The following is a 19,439-nucleotide window of genomic DNA, read 5'->3' as shown; positions in this document are numbered from 1 at the left end:
CAACCCTGCGACCGGCTGACGCCTACACTGTCGCCCATGAGTTCTGCGCCCACGAACCCTTGGGGTCGTGTCGACGACGAAGGCAATGTCTACGTCAAGACCACTGACGGTGAACGACTGATCGGCCAGTGGCCCGGCGGTGATCCCGCTGAGGCGATGTCGTTGTACGTACGACGCTACGAAGGACTCGAGGTCGAGGTCGACCTGCTCGAGAAGCGCCTCGAGGGTGGTGCGCTGTCGCCCGACGACGCCGCCAAGGCCGTCACCAAGGTGCGCGCGCAGATCGTCGACGCCCAGGCACTCGGCGATCTCGACTCGCTGCTGAAGCGACTCGATGCCCTGCAGCCGGCGATCGACAAGCAGCGCGAGCAGCGCAAGGTCGAGCGTGCGGCCAAGGTCGCCGAGGCACAGACCGAGAAGATCCGCATCGCCGACGAGGCCGAGAAGATCGCCGCCGGCAACGACTGGAAGGCCGGCGCCGACAAGCTCCGTGCCCTGCTCGACGAGTGGAAGGCGCTCCCCCGGCTCAGCAAGTCCGCCGACGACGAGCTGTGGCACCGCTTCAGCACGGCCCGCACGGCGTACACGCGACGTCGCAAGACGCACTTCGGCGAGCAGTCGACGCTCCGTGAGGCCGCCAAGACGATCAAGGAGAAGCTGATCGTCGAGGCCGAGGCACTCTCGACGTCGACCGAGTGGGGTGTGACGGCGGGCAAGTATCGCGACCTGATGACGGAGTGGAAGAAGGCCGGATCGGCTCCCCGCAACGTCGAGGACAAGCTCTGGAAGCGGTTCCGTGCCGCACAGGACGCGTTCTTCACGGCGCGCGACGAGGCCAATGCCCAGCTCGACGCCGAGTACGAGGTCAACGCCGAGAAGAAGCTCGAGATCCTCGCCGAGGCGGAGAAGCTCATCCCGATCAAGGACATCGACGCCGCCCGCAAGGCCTGGCTCGACATCGCCGATCGCTGGGAGGCGGCCGGCAAGGTGCCGCGGGCCAAGATCGGCGAGTTCGAGGCGCGCATCCGCAAGGTCGAGCAGGCCGTGCGCGACGCGACCGAGAGCAAGTGGAAGAAGACCGATCCGGAGAAGTCCGCCCGCGCCGACGACATGATCGGCAAGCTGCAGCGCGCGATCGACGAGGTCGGCGAGAAGATCGCGGCGGCCGAGGCCAAGGGCGACAAGAAGAAGGTCAAGGACCTGGAAGCCGATAAGGCCTCCAAGGAAGCGTTCCTCGACATGGCCAAGAAGGCCCAGGCCGACTACTCCTGACCCCTCCCCGCTGACGAGTCACTCCGGCCACGCTGACGAGTCACTCCGGCCACGCTGACGAGTCACTCCGTATGTACCTGTGGACGGCGAAGTCGCCTCGCGATAGCTGCGAGGGTTCCATCCGTGTATGCCCACGCTCGTCAACGATGGATTCCCGTTCACAGCCTCACAGGCTCGAGATCTCGGCATGGCACACGCGGCGCTCGTCGAGCAGACCAGCCTCGGACTACTGAGAAGGGTCTTCCGTGGTGTCTACGTGGATGCACGAGTACCGGATTCGCGAGCTCATCGCCTTCGCGCCATCAAGCTCGTCACGCCCACTCAAGCGATTGTCAGCGACGAGACCGCAGCGTGGCTCTACGGCCTTGATGTCTTTCCACCCCGTGAGCGACACAACTTGGAGCCGGCGCTGGTTGTCGCTCATGGGGCGACGCGGGTTCGACGACCTGGGACACGCCCTCGCCAGGCGCTCATCAAGGCCAGAGACATCACTTTCGTCGACGGTGTGCACGTCACCACTCCGGTACGCACAGCATCAGACTTGCTGCGAAAGCTGTATCGGCCGTACGCCCTTGCTGCCGCCGATGCATTCGCCCACGACGGTCTCGTCGATCCCGACGAGCTCACCGAGTACGTCAACCGTCTGAAGGGTTACCGCGGCATTGTCCAGGCACGAACACTGGCCACGATGGTGGATCCGCGAATGCAGTCCCCTGGCGAGTCGTGGCAACGGCTCCGGATTCGCGACGCGGGATTTCCACCACCGGAGCCTCAATTCGAGGTCATCGACGATTTCGGGCGGAGCATGTTTATCGATCTTCCCTATCCGGACCTTCTGATTGGCACGGAGTTTGATGGACGCGAGTTCCATACCGCCGGACACCATGTGGCCCACGACCGAGAACGCCGGGAGTACCTCAGCGACTTGCACGGGTGGCGATGGGTGATCGGCACGCGTGCGCGACTCTTCGGGACGGACACATCGTTCGAGGATGAGCTCGGAGACTTGCTCGGTATCAAACCGATCGCGCGTTGGTGGGGGCACGGACGTGGTGAATCGCGCTGGTGGGCCGAACGTGCTGGCTTGGCGAGCTGAGCGACTCCTCACCATCACCGGCGCGACTCCTCACCACCACCGGAGTGACTCCTCAGCACGACGGGAGTGACTCGTCAGCGGGAGGGGGTTATTGGGTCAGGCGGTAGACGTCGAAGACGCCTTCGACGGTGCGTACGGCTGACAGGACGTGGCCCAGGTGCTTGGGATCGGCCATCTCGAACGTGAACTTCGACTTGGCCACGCGATCGCGGCCCGTCGACAGCGACGCCGACAAGATGTTGACGTGCTGGTCGGAGATGACCCGCGTGATGTCGCTCAGCAGCCTGGGACGATCGAGCCCCTCGACCTGCACCGCGACGAGGAACGTGCTCTTGCCGGTCGGCGCCCAGTGCACCGCGACGAGGCGCTCGGGCTGGCTGCGCAGCGCGATCAGGTTGACGCAGTCGGTGCGGTGGACCGAGACGCCAGCCGTACGCGTCACGAACCCCTCGATCGCGTCGCCGGGCACCGGCGTGCAGCACCGGGCCAGCTTGATCATGATGTCACCATCGAGCCCTTCGACGACGACGCCGGCATCGCGGGTCTCGGCGCGCGGCCTGCGCATCCCGACCCCGGGCAGCGACGTCGCCTCAGCCAGGTCCTCCTGGGCGCCCTCGCGGCCACCAGCGAGGTCGATGACTCGCTCGACGACGTTCTGGGCGCCGACGTTGCCCTCGCCCACCGAGGCATAGAGCGTCGACACGTCGGCGAGGTGCAGCTCCTTGGCGACGGTGTCGAGGGTCTCGTGTCGGAACAGGCGATGGAGGGGCAGCCCCTCTTTGCGCATCTGCTTGGCGATGAGGTCCTTGCCGCGCTCGATCGCCTCGTCGCGGCGCTCCTTGGTGAACCACTGCCGGATCTTGTTGCGCGCACGCGGGCTGGCGACGAACTCCAGCCAGTCGCGGCTCGGCCCGGCGTCGGGCGACTTGGACGTGAAGATCTCCACGACGTCGCCGCTCTCGAGCTCGGACTCCAGTGACACGAGCCGGCCGTTGACCCGCGCCCCGATGCAGGCGTGGCCCACCTCGGTGTGCACCGCGTAGGCGAAGTCGACAGGCGTGGCCTTGGCCGGGAGCTGGATCAGGTCGCCACGCGGCGTGTAGGCATAGACGCCGGCGTTGTTGATCTCGAAGCGCAGCGAGTCGAGGAAGTCGACCGAGTCGGCCGTCTCGGACTGCCAGTCGAGCAGCTCGCGCAGCCACAGCATGTCGTCCTTGTCGGGACCCTTACCAGCCTTGCCGGCGGTGGCGTCCTCCTTGTACTTCCAGTGCGCCGCGACGCCGTACTCGGCTCGGCGGTGCATCGCGTACGTGCGGATCTGCAGCTCGACGGGCTTGCCCTGCGGGCCGATCACCGTCGTGTGCAGCGACTGGTACATGTTGAACTTGGGGACCGAGATGTAGTCCTTGAACCGGCCGGGAATCGGGTTCCACCTCGCGTGCAGCACGCCGAGGACGCCATAACAGTCCGCGACCGTGTCGACGAGGATGCGTACGCCGACGAGGTCGAAGATGTCGGAGAACTCGCGGCCGCCGACCAGCATCTTCTGGTAGATCGAGTAGTAGTGCTTGGGCCGGCTCGACACCTTGGCCTTGAGCTTGACGTGCCGCAGGTCGGACTCGACGTCGCTGACGACACGCTCGAGGAACTGCTCACGCGACGGCGCACGATCGGCGACCAGGCGCACGATCTCGTCGTAGACCTTGGGGTGCAGCGTCGCGAACGCGAGGTCCTCGAGCTCCCACTTGATCGTGTTCATGCCGAGCCGGTGAGCCAAGGGCGCGAAGATCTCGATCGTCTCGCGCGCGATGCGCTCCTGCTTGTCCTGCCGCAGATAGCGGAGCGTACGCATGTTGTGCAGGCGGTCCGCGAGCTTGATCACGAGCACGCGGATGTCGCGGCTCATCGCGACGACCATCTTGCGGATCGTCTCGGACTGCGCCGAGTCGCCGTACTTGACCTTGTCGAGCTTGGTGACGCCGTCGACGAGCTGCCGGACCTCGTCGCCGAAGTCGGTGCTCAGCTGCTCGAGCGTGTAGTCGGTGTCCTCGACGGTGTCGTGCAGCAGCGCGGCGCACAGGGTCGGCGCGGTCATGCCGAGCTCGGCGAGGATCGTGGCGACGGCCAGGGGGTGGGTGATGTAGGGGTCGCCGCTCTTGCGGGTCTGCCCCTCGTGCATGCGCTCGGCGATCTCGTAGGCCTTGCGGATCGACGAGACGTCACCCTTGGCGTGCGTCGAGCGATAGACCTTGAGCAGCGGATCGAGCACGACGTCGGTGGACCCGGACTTGCCGCCGATGCGGGCCAACCGGTTGCGGACGCGCGCAGAAGCCGGTGCCGAGTCGGCGTTCTTCGACTCGGCCGGCGGCGCCTCGATCCGTTCAGCCATCGCGTTCCTCACTGTGTCTGACAATGGTATGCCAGCCGGTCAACGCGCAGGTCAGGTCAGCAGACCGTCGATCAACGTGGCACCGGCGGCCAGCACCAGCACGGCAACCAGGACGATGGCGACGACGCGGACCTGATGGGGATTCATGGATCTCGATTCTGGGACGAGGACTCAGTACGTACGCAGACTCGCACAGCCTACGGGCGCGAGGCGCGCCTGCCCCCCGAGCGCGAGCAGCTCGATCAGGACGAGGTTGCCGGCGACCGTCGCGCCGGCCTGCTGCACGAGGTCGGCCGCCGCCAGCATCGTGCCGCCCGTGGCGAGCACATCGTCGACGACCAGCACCCGGGCGCCGGGCGTGAGCGCGTCGACATGCATCTCGAGCACCGCCGCGCCGTACTCCAGCTCGTACGACGTGGACAGCGAGGTGGCCGGCAGCTTGCCGGCCTTGCGGACCGGTACGAAGCCCGCGTCGAGGCGCAGCGCGACGCTGGGGCCGAACAGGAACCCGCGCGCCTCGATGCCCAGGACGGCGTCGATCGGGCCGGCCTGCTGGGCCAGCTCGACGAGCCCGTCCATGACAGCCGCCAGCGCCGCAGGATCGGCCAGCAGCGGCGTGATGTCGCGGAACGTCACACCGGGCTCGGGCCAGTCCTCGATGGGGCGCACGAGACCGTCGATCGTCTCGGTCAGGTCGCTCATGTTCTCCCTTGGGTGGCGAATGACAGCAGGCCCCGCCGGCTGGTGCCCGCGAGACCTGCCGTCGATGTGATTTATGAACCGCTGAGATCGACCTTGCAGGTCTTCTTCGCGTGCGCCTCGATCGACTTGGACGCCTGGGTGAAGTCCGAGCTGCCGAGTTTGGTCATCTCGGCCGCGAGTCCCTGGAGCTTCGACGGGTCGACGTTCTCGGGCATCTTGCCCTTCTGGATCTCGGCGAGGTCGGAGAACTTCAGGCCGGCGTCCTTCATGGCCTTCTCGACCGTGTCGAGCGCGGTGTCGAGCTTCTTCCAGTCGGCGTCGATGTCGCTCGGGGCCTCGTCGGCCAGCTTGTGGAACGTCTTGAACGCGGCATCGAGCTCGCCGAGGTCACCTGACGAGAGGTCGCCGAAGGATCCCTGTGCCTTCTTGAGGTCCTTGCAGTAGTCGCTGCCCGAACCGCCGCTGCCGCCGTCGCCGCCACCGCATGCAGCAAGGGTGCCGGCGAGCAGCACCGCGCTGGCAATGGCCATGGGGATCTTCATGGGTTCTCCTCCAAGATGCGACGTGGCCCGGACTGTCCCCGCGCCACTGAATCAGTGGGTACAGCATGGCACGGTCCGGCCTCGGCTAGTGACCCTTGCCGCGCTTGGACCTCGGCTGGCGCGACGGCTGCGTGCGCTTCGAGGCACCCGAGGAAGCCACCGGTCGGTGAGCGACCGGCGCCGGGGTCTCGACCGGCGCGTCGACCTGCTTGGCGCGCTTCGCCAGGACCCGGGCGGCCTGAGCCTTGATGGCCGGCTCGCGCTCCTTGAGCTGCGACGCGAACGGTGTCGCGATGAAGATCGAGGAGTAGGTGCCCGCCAGCATGCCGACGAACAGCGCGAGCGCGAGGTCCTTGAGCGGTCCGGTGCCCAGGATCGCAGCACCGGCGAACAGCAGCGCGCCGACCGGAAGCAGAGCCGTGATCGACGTGTTGATCGAGCGCACGAGCGTCTGGTTGAGCGCGAGGTTGGCCTGCTCGGCGTACGTCTTGGACGTCGACTTGAGGATGCCCTTGGTGTTCTCGCGCACCTTGTCGAAGACCACGACGGTGTCGTAGAGCGAGTAGCCCAGGATCGTCAACAGGCCCGTCACCGTGGCCGGCGTGACCTCGAACCCCGACAAGGCATAGACGCCTCCCGTGATGACGAGGTCGTGTGCGAGGGCGACGATGCCCGCGACGGACATGCGCCACTCGCGGAAATAGGCCCAGATGAAGATCACGACGATGAACAGGAAGACGATCAGACCGGTCAGGGCCTTCTTGGCGACCTGCTTGCCGTACGTCGGTCCGACCAGCTGCTGGCTGACCTCGGTGGCACCGGCCTTGGTCAGGGACTTCGTGACCTGGGTGGCCTGGTCCTGCGTCAACGCGCGGGTCTGGATCCGGATGCGGTCGCTTCCGGAGGTCTGGACCGTCGGATCGCCGGCCTCCGGCACCCCGGAGTCCTCGACAGCCTTGGCCATCCGGTCGGAGGACGCCGAGTTGGCGGTCTTGACCGTCGCGGTGAACTCGACGCCGCCCTTGAACTCCACGCCGTAGTTGAACCCACGGACGACGAACGCCAGCGCCGCCACGATCACGATGATCGCGGAGATCGAGTACCAGAGCTTGCGACGACCGACGAAGTCGAACGAGACGCGCCCCTCGTACAGGTGCTGTCCGAATGCGCTGATGCGGCCCATCAGTTGACCTCTCCAGTGGTGCGGGCTTCTGCGGTGCGGGCGATCTGCGAGACCTTGCGACCCTCGATGCCGAGGTGCGCCGCGTCGAGGCCCGACAGCTTGTGGCCCTGACCGAAGAACTTCGTACGCGCCAGCAGCGACACCAGCGGCTTGGTGAACAAGAAGACCACGAACACGTCGATCAGGGTCGTGAGACCAAGAGCGAACGCGAACCCGCGGACGACGCCGATCGCGAAGATGAACAGCGTCAGCGCCGCGAGGATCGACACTGCATCCGCTGCCAGGATCGTGCTCCGTGCCCGTACCCAGCCGGCCTCCACCGCGAGGCGCAGCGACTTGCCGTCACGCACCTCGTCTCGTATGCGCTCGAAGAACACGATGAACGAGTCCGCCGTGATGCCGATCGCGACGATGAGTCCGGCGATGCCGGGCAAGGTCAGGGTGAAGCCCATCCCCTTGCCGAGCAGCAGCACCATCACGTACGTGAGGGCGGACGCCACGAGCAGCGAGCCGATGATGACGAGGCCGAGGCCGCGGTAGTAGAAGAGGCAGTAGACCACGACGAGGATCAGGCCGATGACGCCGGCGAGCAGCCCAGCGTGGAGCTGCGTGCCGGCCAGCGACGGGCCGATCTCCTCGCTGCCGTTCACGCCGAACGTCAGCGGCAGGGCGCCGTACTTGAGCTGGTCCGCAAGTGCCTTGGACGATGTCGGCGTGAAGCTGCCGGTGATCTCCGAGACGCCGTTGGTGATGGCCGCCTGCGACGACGGCGCGGTGATGATCTCGCCGTCGAGCACGATGGCGAAGCGGTTCTGCGCCGGCGTCAACGCCTTGGTGACAGTCTCGAAGACGTCAGAACCCTTGCCCTTGAGCTTGATCTGCACGGTCCACTGAGCGGTCTGGGTGTTGTACTGCTGGTTGGCGCTCTTGACCTCAGAGCCCTCGATGACGGCCGGGCTGAGGATCTGGACCTCGCCGGTCTTGGTGTCACAGGTGACGAGGGGCTTGCTCGAGACGTCCTCGACCTGGACGCCGCCAGGGGTGCACACGAAGCCGGCTGCCTGCTTCTGCAGTGCGGCGATGCCCGGCTGGACGTCCTTGGGCAACGCGGCGAGCCCGGTCGTCTCGGCCTTGATCATCTGGTCGAGCGACACCTTGCTCCAGTCGATCCCGTCGATGATCTTCTGCTCGGCGCTGGTGTCGACCTTCTTGGCAGCACTCGTGAGGTTCTGGGTCCACACCAGGCGGAAGCGCATCTGGGCGGTCTTGCCGACCTGGTCGACGATGCCCGCCTTGCGTTCGCCCGGGATCTCGATGATGACCTGGTTGCCACTCTGCGTCGTCACCTCGGCCTCGGTCACGCCTGTGGCGTTGACACGCTGGTCGATGATGTCGCGGGCCTGGTCCAGCTTGGGCTTGGTGACCTTGCCCTGGTTGGCCTTGGCCTCCAGCGTGATGCGCGTGCCGCCCTCGAGGTCGAGACCCAGCTTGGGCTTCCAGGCGCTGTCATCGCCCTTCTTGTTGTCGAGGTTGATCAGTGCGACCAGCCCGTAGAGCGCGATGATCGCCGCGAGGAACAGCACCAAGGTGCGTCGGGGGCGCGGCAGGTTGCCCCGGTTCTTGGGAGTGGTCGCCATCAGTCGTCAGTGCTCGTCTCGGTCTCGGGTCCCTCGGCCGGGATGACCTGCGCAACGGCCTGGCGCTTGACGGTGATGACCGTGTTGGCGGCGACGCGCAGCTCGATCGTGTCGTCGCCGACGGACACGATGTCGCCGAAGATGCCGCTCGCGATCATGACGCGCGCGCCGGGAGCCAGCTCGGACTGCACCTTGACGAACGACTGCTGACGCGCCCGCGCCGGGCGGAGCACCAGGAAGTAGAACCCCGCGATGAGGAGGATGAGGGGCAGGAGTACGCCCAGATCTTTCACGCTTTGATGCTCCCGTACGAGTTCGGAGATGCCCGCCGCCTGTGGACGGCTCGGCTGAGTGCCATGGGCCGCCGCGCAGTCTAGCGCCGGAGCCTCGGGAAGTTTAACCCCTCGACGCAGCGACCGTGACCTGGCTCATGCGTATGGCGTCACCGAGGGTCGTCGTCGAGCGGCAATTGGTCGAGCGCGGCAGGGACAGGGAGTCCCAAATGCCGCCAGGCGCCCGGGGTGGCGACGCGTCCACGCGGCGTGCGGGCCAGGAATCCCAGGCGTACGAGGAACGGCTCAGCAAGCTCCTCGACGGTCTCGCGTTCCTCGCCGACGGCGACCGCGAGCGTCGAGACGCCGACGGGCCCGCCGCCGAAGCTGCGACACAACGCGTCGAGGACGGCGCGGTCGAGCCGGTCGAGGCCGAGCTCGTCGACCTCGTAGAGCGCCAGCGCGTCACGAGCCACGGTGTGGTCGACGACTCCCCCGGCACGCACCTCGGCGAAGTCGCGGACCCGCCGCAGCAGGCGGTTGGCGATGCGCGGTGTGCCTCGCGACCTGGACGCGATCTCGCGCCCACCCTCGGCAGTCACCTCGAGGTCGAGGAGACCGGAGGAACGGTCGACGATGCGGTGCAGCTCGTCGGCGCCGTAGTAGTCGAGCTGGGCCGTGAACCCGAAGCGGTCGCGCAACGGGCTGGGCAGCAGCCCGGCGCGCGTCGTCGCACCGACGACCGTGAACGGCGGGATCTCCAGAGGGATCGCGGTGGCGCCAGGGCCCTTGCCGACGATGACGTCGACGCGGAAGTCCTCCATCGCCATGTAGAGCAGCTCCTCAGCAGGCCGCGACATGCGATGGATCTCGTCGATGAACAGGACGTCGCCCTCGTTGACGCCGGACAGGATCGCCGCGAGATCGCCGGCGTGCTGGATGGCCGGGCCGCTCGTGATGCGCAGCGGCGCCGAGAGCTGGTGGGCGATGATCATCGCGATCGTGGTCTTGCCGAGCCCCGGTGGGCCCGACAGCAGCACGTGGTCGGGCGTACGTCCGCGAGCCACGGCCGCCTCGAGCATGAGGGAGAGCTGCTCGCGCACGCGCTCCTGGCCGATCAGCTCGTCGAGCGTGCGGGGCCGCAGGGCCGCCTCGAACGCCCGGTCCTCGGGGCCGGCCTCGGCGACGATCGCCTCGAACTCTTCGCGTTCGTCCATCAGCGGGCCTTGGAGAGGGTGCGGAGCGCGTCGCGCAGCACGGTCGAGACGTCGGGGCTGGCTCCGGGCTCGAGGTCTGCGGCGACGCGTTCGAGGGCGGCGTCGGCGTCACGAGCCGACCAGCCGAGCCCGAGCAACGCTTCGTGCACCTGGTCGCGCCACGCGGGAGCGCCGCTGGCCGCGATCGTCGTGACGCCGACCCGGTCCTTGAGCTCGACGACGATGCGCTCGGCGCCCTTGCGACCGATGCCGGGCACCGACGTCAGCGTCGCGAGATCGCCCTGGCCGATCGCCTGGCGCAGCCGGTCAGGATCGAGCACGGCCAGCATGGCCTGGGCGACCTTGGGGCCGACCCCGCTCGCGGTCTGGACGAGCTCGAACATGTCGCGCTCGTCGGTGCTGGCGAAGCCGAAGATCGTGAGCGAGTCCTCACGGACCACCATCGAGGTGGCGAGCTGCACCTCGCGGCCGATGCGCAGCGACGCGATCGTGCTGGGCGTGCACATGACCTGCATGCCGACGCCGCCGACGTCGATGACGGCCGAGGTCAGGGTGACGGCGGCGACCGGGCCGCGTACGTGCGCGATCATCGGCTCGCCGTGCCGGAGGTGCGTAGTGACTGAGCCTCGACAGCGGCCTGGAGCCGGGTCTGCGCTCCCCCGCGCCAGATGTGGCAGATCGCCAGCGCCAGCGCGTCGGCGGCGTCGGCGGGCGTCGGGGCGGAGGTGAGTCGCAGCAGCCGGGTCACCATCTGCGTGACCTGTGCCTTGTCGGCGCGGCCGCTGCCGGTCACGGCGGCCTTGACCTCGCTCGGGGTGTGCAGCTGCACCGGGATGCCGTGACGGGCCGCGACGACCATCGCGATGCCGCTGGCCTGGGCCGTGCCCATGACCGTGCGGACGTTGTGCTGGCTGAAGACCCGCTCGACCGCGACCACATCGGGGCGGTGCTCGAGGATGCCCGCCTCGACCGCCTGCTCCAGCTGATGGAGGCGCTTGGCGATGTCGAGGTCGGCCGGCGTGCGGTAGACGCCCACGTGCACCATCGTCAGGGGCCGGCCGACCGAGCCGTCGACGACACCCACACCGCACCGGGTGAGGCCGGGATCGATGCCGAGAACCCTCATCGCCGCACCACGCATACCGAACGCATGTTCGACAGCCTAGACGGCGACTCCCTCAGGCTGTGGGCGACGCGCCGAGGCCAAACGGCTACTGGACCTGCGCCATGACCTCGTCGGAGGCGTCGAAGTTGGCGAAGACGTTCTGCACGTCATCGCTGTCCTCGAGCGCGTCGATCAGCCGCATGACCTTGGTCGCCGCGTCGACGTCGACCTCGACCGTCACCGTGGGTACGAACGAGGCGTCCGCCGAGTCGTAGTCGAGCCCGGCCTCCTGCAGCGCCGTGCGTACGGCCACCAGGTCGGTCGCCTCGCAGATGACCTCGAACGAGCCGTCGAGGTCATTGACCTCCTCGGCGCCCGCGTCGAGCACGGCCATCAGGACGTCGTCCTCGTTGGTCGCGCCACCCTCCTGCTCCTGCGGCACCATGATGACGCCCTTGCGGTGGAACATGTAGGACACCGAGCCCGGATCGGCCATCGTGCCGCCGTTGCGCGTCATCGCGGTGCGTACTTCCATCGCGGCGCGGTTGCGGTTGTCGGTGAGGCACTCGACGAGCAGCGCGACGCCGCCCGGGGCATAGCCCTCGTACATGATCGTGATGTAGTCGACGGCGTCGTCGCCCACGCCACCACCGCGCTTGACCGCGCGATCGATGTGGTCCTTGGGCACCGAGGACTTCTTGGCCTTCTGGATCGCGTCGTAGAGCGTGGGGTTGCCCTCAGGATCGGGTCCGCCGATGCGGGCCGCGACCTCGATGTTCTTGACCATCTTGGCGAACATCTTGCCGCGCTTGGCGTCGACGATGGCCTTCTTGTGCTTGGTCGTCGCCCACTTGGAGTGGCCTGACATGAGGGTGCCTTCTTTCTACGACTGCTTGACGAGGTCGACGAAGTAACGATGGATGCGGTCGTCGCTCCCGACTTCGGGGTGGAACGACGTCGCCATCAGGTTGCCCTGCCGAACGGCCACGATTCTACCGGCGGCCTCGCCGGAAGGAATCGTGGCGAGGGGCTGCACGTCCGGGCCGAGGGTCTCGACCCATGGCGCGCGGATGAACACGGCGTGCACGGGTTCACTGAACCCGTCGAACTCGATGTCGCCCTCGAACGAGTCGACCTGGCGCCCGAAGGCGTTGCGCCGCACCGTGATGTCGAGGCCACCGAGCGTCTCCTGGCCGGCGATCCCGTCCTCGATGCGGTCGGCGAGCATGATCATGCCCGCACATGTGCCGAACGTCGGCATCCCACCGTGGATGCGCGCGGCGAGCGGCTCGAAGAGGTCGAACGAGCGGGCGAGCTTGTACATCGTGGTCGACTCCCCACCCGGCAGCACCAGGGCGTCGCACCGCTCGAGCTCCTCGGGCCGGCGCACCGTGAACGCCGGCACGCCGAGGTCGCCCAGGGCACGAAGATGCTCGCGCACGTCGCCCTGCAGCGCGAACACGCCGATCGATGGGGAAGCCACCGTACGAGCCTACCGGCGACGAGATCGACGCCTACGGGACCAGGGTGCAGGAGCGGTTGGCACCATTGCCGGAGAACGCGTACGTGAACGACGTCTTCTCACCCGTCGGCGACGGGAAGATCCCGACCAGCGTCACGGTGCCGGCCTTGTTGTTGAGGTTCGTCGACGACGTCCTCGTCCGCAGCGAGCCGGCGAACGAGTCGACCTCGGTGCCGCCTGCGGGCGTCGTGTAGGCGTAGCGGAACTCCCACGTCGTCGGGCTGACCGGAGCCGTCCAGGTGATCGTGAGACTGTTGCCGCTCGTGGTGCAGTTCGTGATCACCACGGCAGCTGCGCCGCTGAACGTCCCGGACGTCGCCGTCGCGCTGTCGGTGTAGTAGGCCTGCGTCTGCGCGCCGCTGAAGACCCCGGTGACGCTCGTGCCGATGATCATCACAGCAGCCGCGGAGAACGCCTTGCGGGAGCCGCCGCCCTTGCTCTTGGAGCGTGGGTTGCCGGGTCGGAAGACCGTCAGCAGGACGACGCCCACCATGAGCCCGCCGGCGAAGATGCCGATCGGCCCCGAGATGAACGACACGACATATCCCGCCTTGGGCACGTCGAACAGCAGGCGCGGTGCGGACTTCACGACGTACACCTTGTCGTCGGGGACCTTGTTGGCGTCACCCTTGAGCACCAACGTCGCCTTGTCGCCGGAATGGCTGATGTCCTTGATGCGGTGGGTCACGCGTACGCCAGTGCCCGTACGCACCGTGACGACATCGCCGACCTTGAGGTCGCTGGCCGGCACCGTGCGGGAGATGCCCAGTGCGCCGGTGTCGACGGCAGGCGCCATCGAGCCGGACTGGAACACGATCGGCTTGATGTCGAACGCGATCGCCGCGACACCGCTCACGAGGCAGAGCACCCCGAGGATCGCACCAACGGTCAGCACGACCTCGCGCACGGCGCGCAGGGAGAACAGGGCACGACGGCGACGCTTGCGCCGCTCGGCTCGGGTCTCCGAATTCTGCACGTAGACGAGCCGCATGTTGGGCTCTTTCATTACGGGGCTCCGACCTGCTTCGCGTTGAAGGTGAACGAGGCCGTGGTCGACAGGCCCTGACCGGTGGTGGCGCCGGACGGGATCGAGGCGCTGACGCAGAACGACTCGTTCGCACCGGCAGCCAGCGGGCGGTTCGTCGTGATGACGCCGGTGTTGCCGGCCGTCAGGCTCGCGTTGTACGTCTGGGTCCCACCGGTGCAGGTGCCGCCGGAGACCGTGCCGCCCGGGACGACCCGGAACACCAAGGTCGAGTTCAGCGCGCCGGGTGCCGTGCCCGTCGCGGTGTAGGTGAAGTCGAGGCTGCCGGCGTTCTGGACCGAGACGCTCGCCGCCTTGCTGTCACCGGGCTGCATGTTGGTCATCGCGAAGCTCGTCGTGAACGCGGCGGGGTTGTTGTCGACCCCTGACAGCTTGATGTCGAGGGTGCCGGCCGTGAACGTGCCGCCGGCCAGGGCCGCGGTGTCCGTCCAGTAGGCCAGCGTGCCCACGGCACCCAGGCCGAACACGACGCCAAGGCTGAGCACGGCACGGACCGGCGTCGATCGCAGGCCCCTCGCAGCGCGGCGGAGTCGGGACGTGGAGTGCTTAGCCATGGGAGGCTCCCTCTGTGTGAGTGCGTCGTCGTGAGATGAGTGCGGCACCGCTGCCGATGCAGATGGCGGCCAGGCCCGCGAGCCACAGCGGGGTCAGGGCCCCGGTGTCGGGCAGCAGGCCGTCGTCGTCTTCGTCGTCCTCGCCCAGGACGGCCGAGGTCTGCTTGAGGTTGATGCGGAAGGTGAGGTCGCTCGAGAGCAGCTGCGTCTCGTTGGTCGATGCCTCGTCGAAGGCGACCGTGACGGTCACCGGCACGATCTGGTCGGCCTTGACGCCGGGGATGCTCAGGAGCCGGTGGTCGCCGGGAGCCGAGACGGTCGTGCTGTGGCTGCCACTGGTCGCCGTGACGTGCAGGTCGCCCGACTCGATCAGGTCGCTGATCTGCTCGCCGATGATGTCGACCGTCAGCCGAGCCGTGTCGCCACCTTGATTGCGTACGTAGAACGTCTCCGATTCGACGTCTCCTGGCACCCAGATGAACGCCGAGTCGAACAGGGAGCCGCTGAGCGAGGACGTGAACGTCACGCCGTCGCGGCTGAGGCCGATCTCGTCGGCCGCGGAAGCCGGGCCGCCGATGAGCACGAGGCCGATCGCCAGCACGAGGGTCAGGAGGCGCTTCATGCGACGACCTCCGTCTTGCGGCGCGCGGCGCGCGGCGCGCGGGAGTCGGTGGCGGCCGACACGAGCATGAACGCGGCATAGACGAGCAGCGCGCCACCGGCCGAGATCACCAGCGTCTGGTGCTGGGACCTGTCGAGAAGGGTGTTGGCCCGACCCAGGACGGGGACGGAGTACCAGAGCTTGCCGCGAATCTGCGCCGGCTGTACGAGATCGGGATCCGCGGCCGCGTTGTCGTCGCCCTTGGTGATGAGACGCGGGGTGCCGTCGTCGGCAACGGTCTTGCCGATGACCCGGTGCGACGCGACAGCCGGCTTGCCGGTCTCGATCTGGAAGGTGATGACGTCTCCGATGTTGATCTCGTTCGCCGGCGTGGGCCTGACGACGATGAGGGTTCCGGGCGGCAAGGACGACTTCATGGAGCCCGTCAGGATCGTGTACGGCGTGCCGCCGCCGAGCCTGGGGATCAGGACACAGACCGCGAGGACAGCGAGCATCGCGAAGATGACGAACCAGGAGACGACCTGGCCGATCCATCCAGCGGTGCTCTTCATGCGTCCCCGTTTCGTGTCATGTCAGGTGTCCCTGGCGTTGGGGTGCCGGCGTGCGCCGGCACCCCTGCCAGGGAGGGATACCTACTGATCGATCAGTTGTGAACCTGCGTGGCCGTGACCACGTAGTCGCTGAGGTTCAGCTGATCGAGCTGTGTGTCGTTGTCGACGCCCGTGCCGTACGGGAAGTCGAGAACGATCTTGGCCGTCAGCGTGTCGCCGTCGTTGTCCTCGGTGATCTCGGTGACGGTGTTGCCGTCCACGTCGAACGAGGGGGTGACGGTGACGACGCCGGCCAGGTCACCGGACGGGGTTCCGCCGCTGGCACCGAGCGTGGCGCGGAGGTGATCACCGGTCGCGGTGATCTTGTACGTGCAGGTCTTGGTGAGCTGGTCGCCCGGGACGATCGAGTCGACGAGGGCAACTCCGCCGACGTCCTCGCCGTTGTCCAGGATCCAGTCCGAGCAGTCGTCGTCGGTCAAGGTCAGCGAGCCGGCGTTGACGCTCGACGAGTCGATCGTCGCGGTCGCGTTCCAGAAGGCCAGCGATCCGGCGCCGCCGAGAAGCAGCGTGCCTGCGGCGGCGGCAGCGAGTGCGCCCTTGGTGGATTTCTTCATGTGGGAGTCCCATCCGAGTTCGGCGCGACCCGGGCAGGTCACGCGTTGCTTTCACTCGACAAACGAGACGTGGACCACAAGGACACTGCAATGGGGAGAAGATGACTCAAAGGGACTAGACGGCTTGTCCGAATGGGTCAGAGGAGCCATGCGCAGTCCGTCAGGCGACGGCGGCGGCGTGAGAGACGAATCTCCAGGGGATACGCCACCGCCGCCGCTCCCTCTCGGATATCCCTCCCGATCGGGTTCGACGGAGGCAAGCACGCCTGGGACGCAGAGCGTCCGTGCAGGGGTCGTGCTCCCTCTGTTCCATCACCGCACCTTGCGAAGCACTCCCATACTTCAGCGCGGCGATCACCACGAATCATACGCGGTATCAGTGCGGAATCGCGACTTCGCCACAACCTCAGTCGACGGCGCGTCGCGTGCCGGCGATCTTCCGCCGCGGGACGAAGACCACGATGGCGAGGCAGGCCACGAAGACCCCACCGATGCCGATCACCACCAGGCCGCCGGCCGCACCGAAGACGTACCCGAGGAGCGGGACCGAGACGAAGACCCGCTCGACCGACGTCACGTCGTACGTCTCGGCGTCGGGCGCCGCGCTGTCGTCGGCCTGGAGCGTCAGCCGGATGCTGCTGCCGTACGGCTCGACCTGGACCACGCGATGGGTCACCCGGGAGCCCTGGCGGTCGGACACGCTCACGATGTCGCCGTTGCCGATGTCGCCGGCCGAGACGCTCCTCGCCAGGGCCAGGTCGCCCGAGGAGATGGCCGGTGCCATCGAGTCGGAGCGGAAGGCGATGGGGGTCACGCCGAGTGCCGCTCCGAGCCCGGCCGCGAGCAGGCACACGACACCCAGCGCCGCCCCCACGTTGAGAAGGGTCGTGCGCCAGAAGCCACCGGTCCGCGGGCCTGATCTGGCCCTGCGTCGTCCCACGTGAGGCATCGCGTCCCTTCGGGTCTCCCACCCGGCGAAGACTCTATCGGCGGCCCGCCCTGACGCGTCGGCCCCGTCAGCTGCAGAGGCTGACGACGGCAACGGTGTAGCTCCGGGTGGTGGAGGCGACCGAGCTCCACGTCGTCGAGGTGAAGCCGCGATTCGCCACGATCCAGGCCGTACCGCCGCTGATCGCCGACGTGATGCTGGTCGAGGTGCCCGTCACGGTCTTGGTCGTCGCTCCGCCCGGTCCGTAGTGCAGCGTGTAGTCGGTCGCTCCGGTGACTGCTGCCCAGTTGAACGTCACGGAGAGCACGCCGAGTCCCCCACAGGTGAACGTCGCCGGCGCCGGCAGGGTGTACGCCGTCAGGCTCGTGCCGGTGACGGGTGCCGGATCCGTCCAGAAGGCCGCGGACGCCGGAGCGGCCACGGCCAGCGTGGCACCGGTGACCGCGACGACCGCGGAGCGGGCCGCCACCCTCGTGCGGCGCCCTGCCTTGCGCGCTCCCCCGCGCTTCGTCGGTGCGACCGGATCGTCCGGGGGTCGCCGTCGAAAGGCCAGCACCAGCATCCCGGTCACGTATGCCCCGAGCACGAACAGTCCTCCGGGACCCGACGCGGCGCTGACGACATATCCCGCCTTCGGGACGTCGAAGAGCACCCGTTCGGCGCGGGTCACGGTGTAGACCTCGGCATCCGGAGCCTGGTTGGCGTCGCCCTGCAGGGTCAGCTGTCGAGCATCCCCTTCGGCCGACATGTCGCGGAGGCGATGGGTCACCCGATGACCGTCCGCATTGATCACCGAGACGATGTCACCGACGTCCAACGACCGGGCGTCGACCGTACGCGCGACGGCGAGGTCGCCCGTGTGGATCGCGGGTGACATCGACCCGGAGCGGAACACCAACGGCGTGATCCCGAACGCGTACCCCGCCACGGTCGCGGCAAGGCACACACAGCCGAGGATTGCGCCCCCGGTCAGGGCGGCCTCGCGAGTGCCGCGGACCAACCTGCGCCCGGTCATGAGATGTCCGAGGTGCCGGTTGCGGTGAACGTGGCTGTCGCCGTCTTGCCCTGCAAGCTGCTGGGGGCGGTGTCGGAGAGCTTGACCTGGAAGCACAGGACCTCGTTGCCGCCAGAAGCGGTCAGCGCCGTGCTCGGGCGCTTGGCGAGGATCGTGGTCGTCGTCGTGCTGGTCAGCGGTTGGTCCGTGACCAGTGCCGTGCCACCCGTGCACGTGGCACCTGACTTGGCGCCGCCGAGGCGGACCGTCAGCAGCAGCCCGTTTGCCGCCGCCGCGTTGTAGTCGGCCGCGTTGGTGCCGGTGAGCCCGCCGGTCAAGGTGTACTTCGACGGGACGGTCCCGTTGTTCTTGACGGTCAGCACCTCCGCCGACGTCGTGCCCGGCACCATGGCGCTCATGCTCAGTGTCGTGGTGGCGTACGAGTCGGAGTTGTTGACCTGCAGGTCGAGCGTGCCGGCCGTGAACGTGGTGCCGCTGACCGTCACGTCGTCGGTCCACGAGGCGAACGTGCCGACCGAGCCGATGCCCAGAGCGACACCCAGGCTCAGCAGTGCGCGGACCCGCACCGACGGCATACGGCTCCGCGTGGTGCGCCTATGACTGGACATGCGTGCCCTCCTTGCGGCCTCGAGACCGCGCTGCAGCCGTGAACATCGCGGCGGCGTAGCCGAGCAGACCGACGGCGACGATCACCACGGCGGTCTGCCGCTGCGCATTCGTCAACACGTTCGTCACGCGGCCGAGGTACGGGATGGCGTACCACCGCTCGCCCTTGACCTGCACCGGCCTGACGGGCGCCGGATCGGGCGCGCCGTTCGCGTCGCCCTGCGTGCGGAAGATGCGCTCGCCGTGCCCGTCGAAGCCGATGCCGACGACGCGGTGGGTGACGGCGTCCCGCTCGCCGGACTCCAGCTGGTACGTGATGACGGTGCCGATCGCGATGTCCGACGCGTCGACCGGCTTGACCACGACCAACGTCCCGGGCGGCATGCCGGGCCGCATCGAGCTCGTGAGGATCGTGTAGGGCGTGGCGCCCGCCAACCGCGGCACCAGCACCGAGACGACGAGCACCAGCAGGAATGCGGACATGACGAACCAGGAGATGGCCTGGATCAGCCATCCCCGCACAGGTCGTTCGTTGCGATGTGTCGA

The 19,439-nt window shown here is 67.8% G+C and carries 22 protein-coding genes; 2 read left to right on the top strand and 20 right to left on the bottom strand.

Features of this window, described 5'->3' with window-relative positions:
* Window positions 1–36 precede the first annotated feature (36 nt).
* Window positions 37–1,272, top strand: a complete 1,236-nt coding sequence (locus tag ESP70_RS00280) for a DUF349 domain-containing protein (protein WP_149687404.1) — start codon at window positions 37–39, stop codon at window positions 1,270–1,272.
* A gap of 127 nt (window positions 1,273–1,399) precedes the next feature.
* The gene (locus tag ESP70_RS00275) at window positions 1,400–2,368 is read left to right on the top strand and encodes a hypothetical protein (RefSeq protein ID WP_149687403.1); all 969 of its coding nucleotides are present in this window, start codon (window positions 1,400–1,402) and stop codon (window positions 2,366–2,368) included.
* Window positions 2,369–2,456: 88 nt separating this feature from the next.
* Here ESP70_RS00275 and ESP70_RS00270 read toward each other — a convergent pair whose 3' ends face one another.
* From ESP70_RS00270 to ESP70_RS00175, 20 genes are all read right to left on the bottom strand, one after another.
* Window positions 2,457–4,757, bottom strand: a complete 2,301-nt coding sequence (locus tag ESP70_RS00270) for a RelA/SpoT family protein (RefSeq protein ID WP_149687402.1) — start codon at window positions 4,755–4,757, stop codon at window positions 2,457–2,459.
* 171 nt (window positions 4,758–4,928) lie between these two features.
* Window positions 4,929–5,459: an adenine phosphoribosyltransferase gene (locus ESP70_RS00265; protein WP_149687401.1), complete on the bottom strand. Its 531-nt coding sequence runs from the start codon at window positions 5,457–5,459 to the stop codon at window positions 4,929–4,931.
* A gap of 71 nt (window positions 5,460–5,530) precedes the next feature.
* Window positions 5,531–6,001, bottom strand: a complete 471-nt coding sequence (locus ESP70_RS00260) for a hypothetical protein (protein WP_149687400.1) — start codon at window positions 5,999–6,001, stop codon at window positions 5,531–5,533.
* A gap of 85 nt (window positions 6,002–6,086) precedes the next feature.
* Window positions 6,087–7,184, bottom strand: coding sequence for a protein translocase subunit SecF (secF, locus tag ESP70_RS00255; protein WP_149687399.1), 1,098 nt, complete (start codon window positions 7,182–7,184; stop codon window positions 6,087–6,089).
* Complete coding sequence (gene secD, locus ESP70_RS00250; protein ID WP_149687398.1) at window positions 7,184–8,821, bottom strand: protein translocase subunit SecD; 1,638 nt, start codon at window positions 8,819–8,821, stop codon at window positions 7,184–7,186. The genes secF and secD overlap by 1 nt, the downstream gene beginning before the upstream one ends.
* A complete protein-coding gene (gene yajC, locus ESP70_RS00245; RefSeq protein WP_188110423.1) occupies window positions 8,821–9,114 on the bottom strand; it encodes a preprotein translocase subunit YajC in 294 nt (97 codons plus the stop codon). Before yajC ends, secD begins: the two co-directional genes overlap by 1 nt.
* Window positions 9,115–9,263: 149 nt before the next feature.
* On the bottom strand, window positions 9,264–10,310 hold the full coding sequence (ruvB, locus tag ESP70_RS00240; protein ID WP_149687396.1) for a Holliday junction branch migration DNA helicase RuvB: 1,047 nt from the start codon (window positions 10,308–10,310) through the stop codon (window positions 9,264–9,266).
* Window positions 10,310–10,900 carry a Holliday junction branch migration protein RuvA gene (gene ruvA / locus ESP70_RS00235; protein WP_149687395.1) on the bottom strand — a complete coding sequence of 197 codons (591 nt, stop codon included), beginning with the start codon at window positions 10,898–10,900 and terminating at the stop codon, window positions 10,310–10,312. Before ruvA ends, ruvB begins: the two co-directional genes overlap by 1 nt.
* Complete coding sequence (gene ruvC / locus ESP70_RS00230; protein ID WP_149687394.1) at window positions 10,897–11,436, bottom strand: crossover junction endodeoxyribonuclease RuvC; 540 nt, start codon at window positions 11,434–11,436, stop codon at window positions 10,897–10,899. The genes ruvA and ruvC overlap by 4 nt, the downstream gene beginning before the upstream one ends.
* Window positions 11,437–11,521: 85 nt before the next feature.
* Entirely contained in the window at window positions 11,522–12,283 is a 762-nt protein-coding gene (locus tag ESP70_RS00225) for a YebC/PmpR family DNA-binding transcriptional regulator (protein ID WP_149687393.1), read from the bottom strand.
* A gap of 15 nt (window positions 12,284–12,298) precedes the next feature.
* Window positions 12,299–12,898, bottom strand: coding sequence for a pyridoxal 5'-phosphate synthase glutaminase subunit PdxT (gene pdxT / locus ESP70_RS00220; protein WP_149687392.1), 600 nt, complete (start codon window positions 12,896–12,898; stop codon window positions 12,299–12,301).
* Window positions 12,899–12,929: 31 nt separating this feature from the next.
* Complete coding sequence (locus ESP70_RS00215; protein WP_149687391.1) at window positions 12,930–13,943, bottom strand: signal peptidase I; 1,014 nt, start codon at window positions 13,941–13,943, stop codon at window positions 12,930–12,932.
* Window positions 13,943–14,536 carry a TasA family protein gene (locus ESP70_RS00210; protein WP_149687390.1) on the bottom strand — a complete coding sequence of 198 codons (594 nt, stop codon included), beginning with the start codon at window positions 14,534–14,536 and terminating at the stop codon, window positions 13,943–13,945. Before ESP70_RS00210 ends, ESP70_RS00215 begins: the two co-directional genes overlap by 1 nt.
* Window positions 14,529–15,158 (bottom strand): hypothetical protein, encoded by a 630-nt coding sequence (locus ESP70_RS00205; protein ID WP_149687389.1) that lies wholly within the window; start codon window positions 15,156–15,158, stop codon window positions 14,529–14,531. Before ESP70_RS00205 ends, ESP70_RS00210 begins: the two co-directional genes overlap by 8 nt.
* A complete protein-coding gene (locus ESP70_RS00200; protein ID WP_149687388.1) occupies window positions 15,155–15,709 on the bottom strand; it encodes a signal peptidase I in 555 nt (184 codons plus the stop codon). The genes ESP70_RS00205 and ESP70_RS00200 overlap by 4 nt, the downstream gene beginning before the upstream one ends.
* 92 nt (window positions 15,710–15,801) lie before the next feature.
* Entirely contained in the window at window positions 15,802–16,323 is a 522-nt protein-coding gene (locus ESP70_RS00195; RefSeq protein WP_149687387.1) for an alternate-type signal peptide domain-containing protein, read from the bottom strand.
* Window positions 16,324–16,729: 406 nt separating this feature from the next.
* Entirely contained in the window at window positions 16,730–17,197 is a 468-nt protein-coding gene (locus ESP70_RS00190; RefSeq protein ID WP_149687386.1) for a S24/S26 family peptidase, read from the bottom strand.
* Window positions 17,198–17,339: 142 nt separating this feature from the next.
* Window positions 17,340–18,287, bottom strand: coding sequence for a signal peptidase I (locus tag ESP70_RS00185; RefSeq protein WP_149687385.1), 948 nt, complete (start codon window positions 18,285–18,287; stop codon window positions 17,340–17,342).
* Complete coding sequence (locus ESP70_RS00180; protein WP_149687384.1) at window positions 18,284–18,895, bottom strand: TasA family protein; 612 nt, start codon at window positions 18,893–18,895, stop codon at window positions 18,284–18,286. Before ESP70_RS00180 ends, ESP70_RS00185 begins: the two co-directional genes overlap by 4 nt.
* Complete coding sequence (locus ESP70_RS00175; RefSeq protein WP_246161723.1) at window positions 18,882–19,415, bottom strand: signal peptidase I; 534 nt, start codon at window positions 19,413–19,415, stop codon at window positions 18,882–18,884. The genes ESP70_RS00180 and ESP70_RS00175 overlap by 14 nt, the downstream gene beginning before the upstream one ends.
* Between the last annotated feature and the right edge of the window lie 24 nt (window positions 19,416–19,439).

Origin of the sequence: Aeromicrobium ginsengisoli, from assembly GCF_004134905.2 — a bacterium.
Classification (GTDB): domain Bacteria; phylum Actinomycetota; class Actinomycetes; order Propionibacteriales; family Nocardioidaceae; genus Aeromicrobium; species Aeromicrobium ginsengisoli.
The sequence above is the reverse complement of the archived record's forward strand: the minus strand, read 5'-3'. Positions and strand labels throughout refer to the sequence as shown.

Excerpts from the sequence above, each read along its gene's own strand:
- ESP70_RS00280 (WP_149687404.1), top strand. The coding sequence starts at position 37 with ATGAGTTCTGCGCCCACGAACCCTTGGGGTCGTGTCGACGACGAAGGC.
- ESP70_RS00275 (WP_149687403.1), top strand. The coding sequence starts at position 1,400 with ATGCCCACGCTCGTCAACGATGGATTCCCGTTCACAGCCTCACAGGCT.
- ESP70_RS00270 (WP_149687402.1), bottom strand. The coding sequence starts at position 4,757 with ATGGCTGAACGGATCGAGGCGCCGCCGGCCGAGTCGAAGAACGCCGAC.
- ESP70_RS00265 (WP_149687401.1), bottom strand. The coding sequence starts at position 5,459 with ATGAGCGACCTGACCGAGACGATCGACGGTCTCGTGCGCCCCATCGAG.
- ESP70_RS00260 (WP_149687400.1), bottom strand. The coding sequence starts at position 6,001 with ATGAAGATCCCCATGGCCATTGCCAGCGCGGTGCTGCTCGCCGGCACC.
- secF (WP_149687399.1), bottom strand. The coding sequence starts at position 7,184 with ATGGGCCGCATCAGCGCATTCGGACAGCACCTGTACGAGGGGCGCGTC.
- secD (WP_149687398.1), bottom strand. The coding sequence starts at position 8,821 with ATGGCGACCACTCCCAAGAACCGGGGCAACCTGCCGCGCCCCCGACGC.
- ruvB (WP_149687396.1), bottom strand. The coding sequence starts at position 10,310 with ATGGACGAACGCGAAGAGTTCGAGGCGATCGTCGCCGAGGCCGGCCCC.
- ruvA (WP_149687395.1), bottom strand. The coding sequence starts at position 10,900 with ATGATCGCGCACGTACGCGGCCCGGTCGCCGCCGTCACCCTGACCTCG.
- ruvC (WP_149687394.1), bottom strand. The coding sequence starts at position 11,436 with ATGAGGGTTCTCGGCATCGATCCCGGCCTCACCCGGTGCGGTGTGGGT.
- ESP70_RS00225 (WP_149687393.1), bottom strand. The coding sequence starts at position 12,283 with ATGTCAGGCCACTCCAAGTGGGCGACGACCAAGCACAAGAAGGCCATC.
- ESP70_RS00215 (WP_149687391.1), bottom strand. The coding sequence starts at position 13,943 with ATGAAAGAGCCCAACATGCGGCTCGTCTACGTGCAGAATTCGGAGACC.
- ESP70_RS00210 (WP_149687390.1), bottom strand. The coding sequence starts at position 14,536 with ATGGCTAAGCACTCCACGTCCCGACTCCGCCGCGCTGCGAGGGGCCTG.
- ESP70_RS00205 (WP_149687389.1), bottom strand. The coding sequence starts at position 15,158 with ATGAAGCGCCTCCTGACCCTCGTGCTGGCGATCGGCCTCGTGCTCATC.
- ESP70_RS00200 (WP_149687388.1), bottom strand. The coding sequence starts at position 15,709 with ATGAAGAGCACCGCTGGATGGATCGGCCAGGTCGTCTCCTGGTTCGTC.
- ESP70_RS00195 (WP_149687387.1), bottom strand. The coding sequence starts at position 16,323 with ATGAAGAAATCCACCAAGGGCGCACTCGCTGCCGCCGCCGCAGGCACG.
- ESP70_RS00185 (WP_149687385.1), bottom strand. The coding sequence starts at position 18,287 with ATGACCGGGCGCAGGTTGGTCCGCGGCACTCGCGAGGCCGCCCTGACC.
- ESP70_RS00180 (WP_149687384.1), bottom strand. The coding sequence starts at position 18,895 with ATGTCCAGTCATAGGCGCACCACGCGGAGCCGTATGCCGTCGGTGCGG.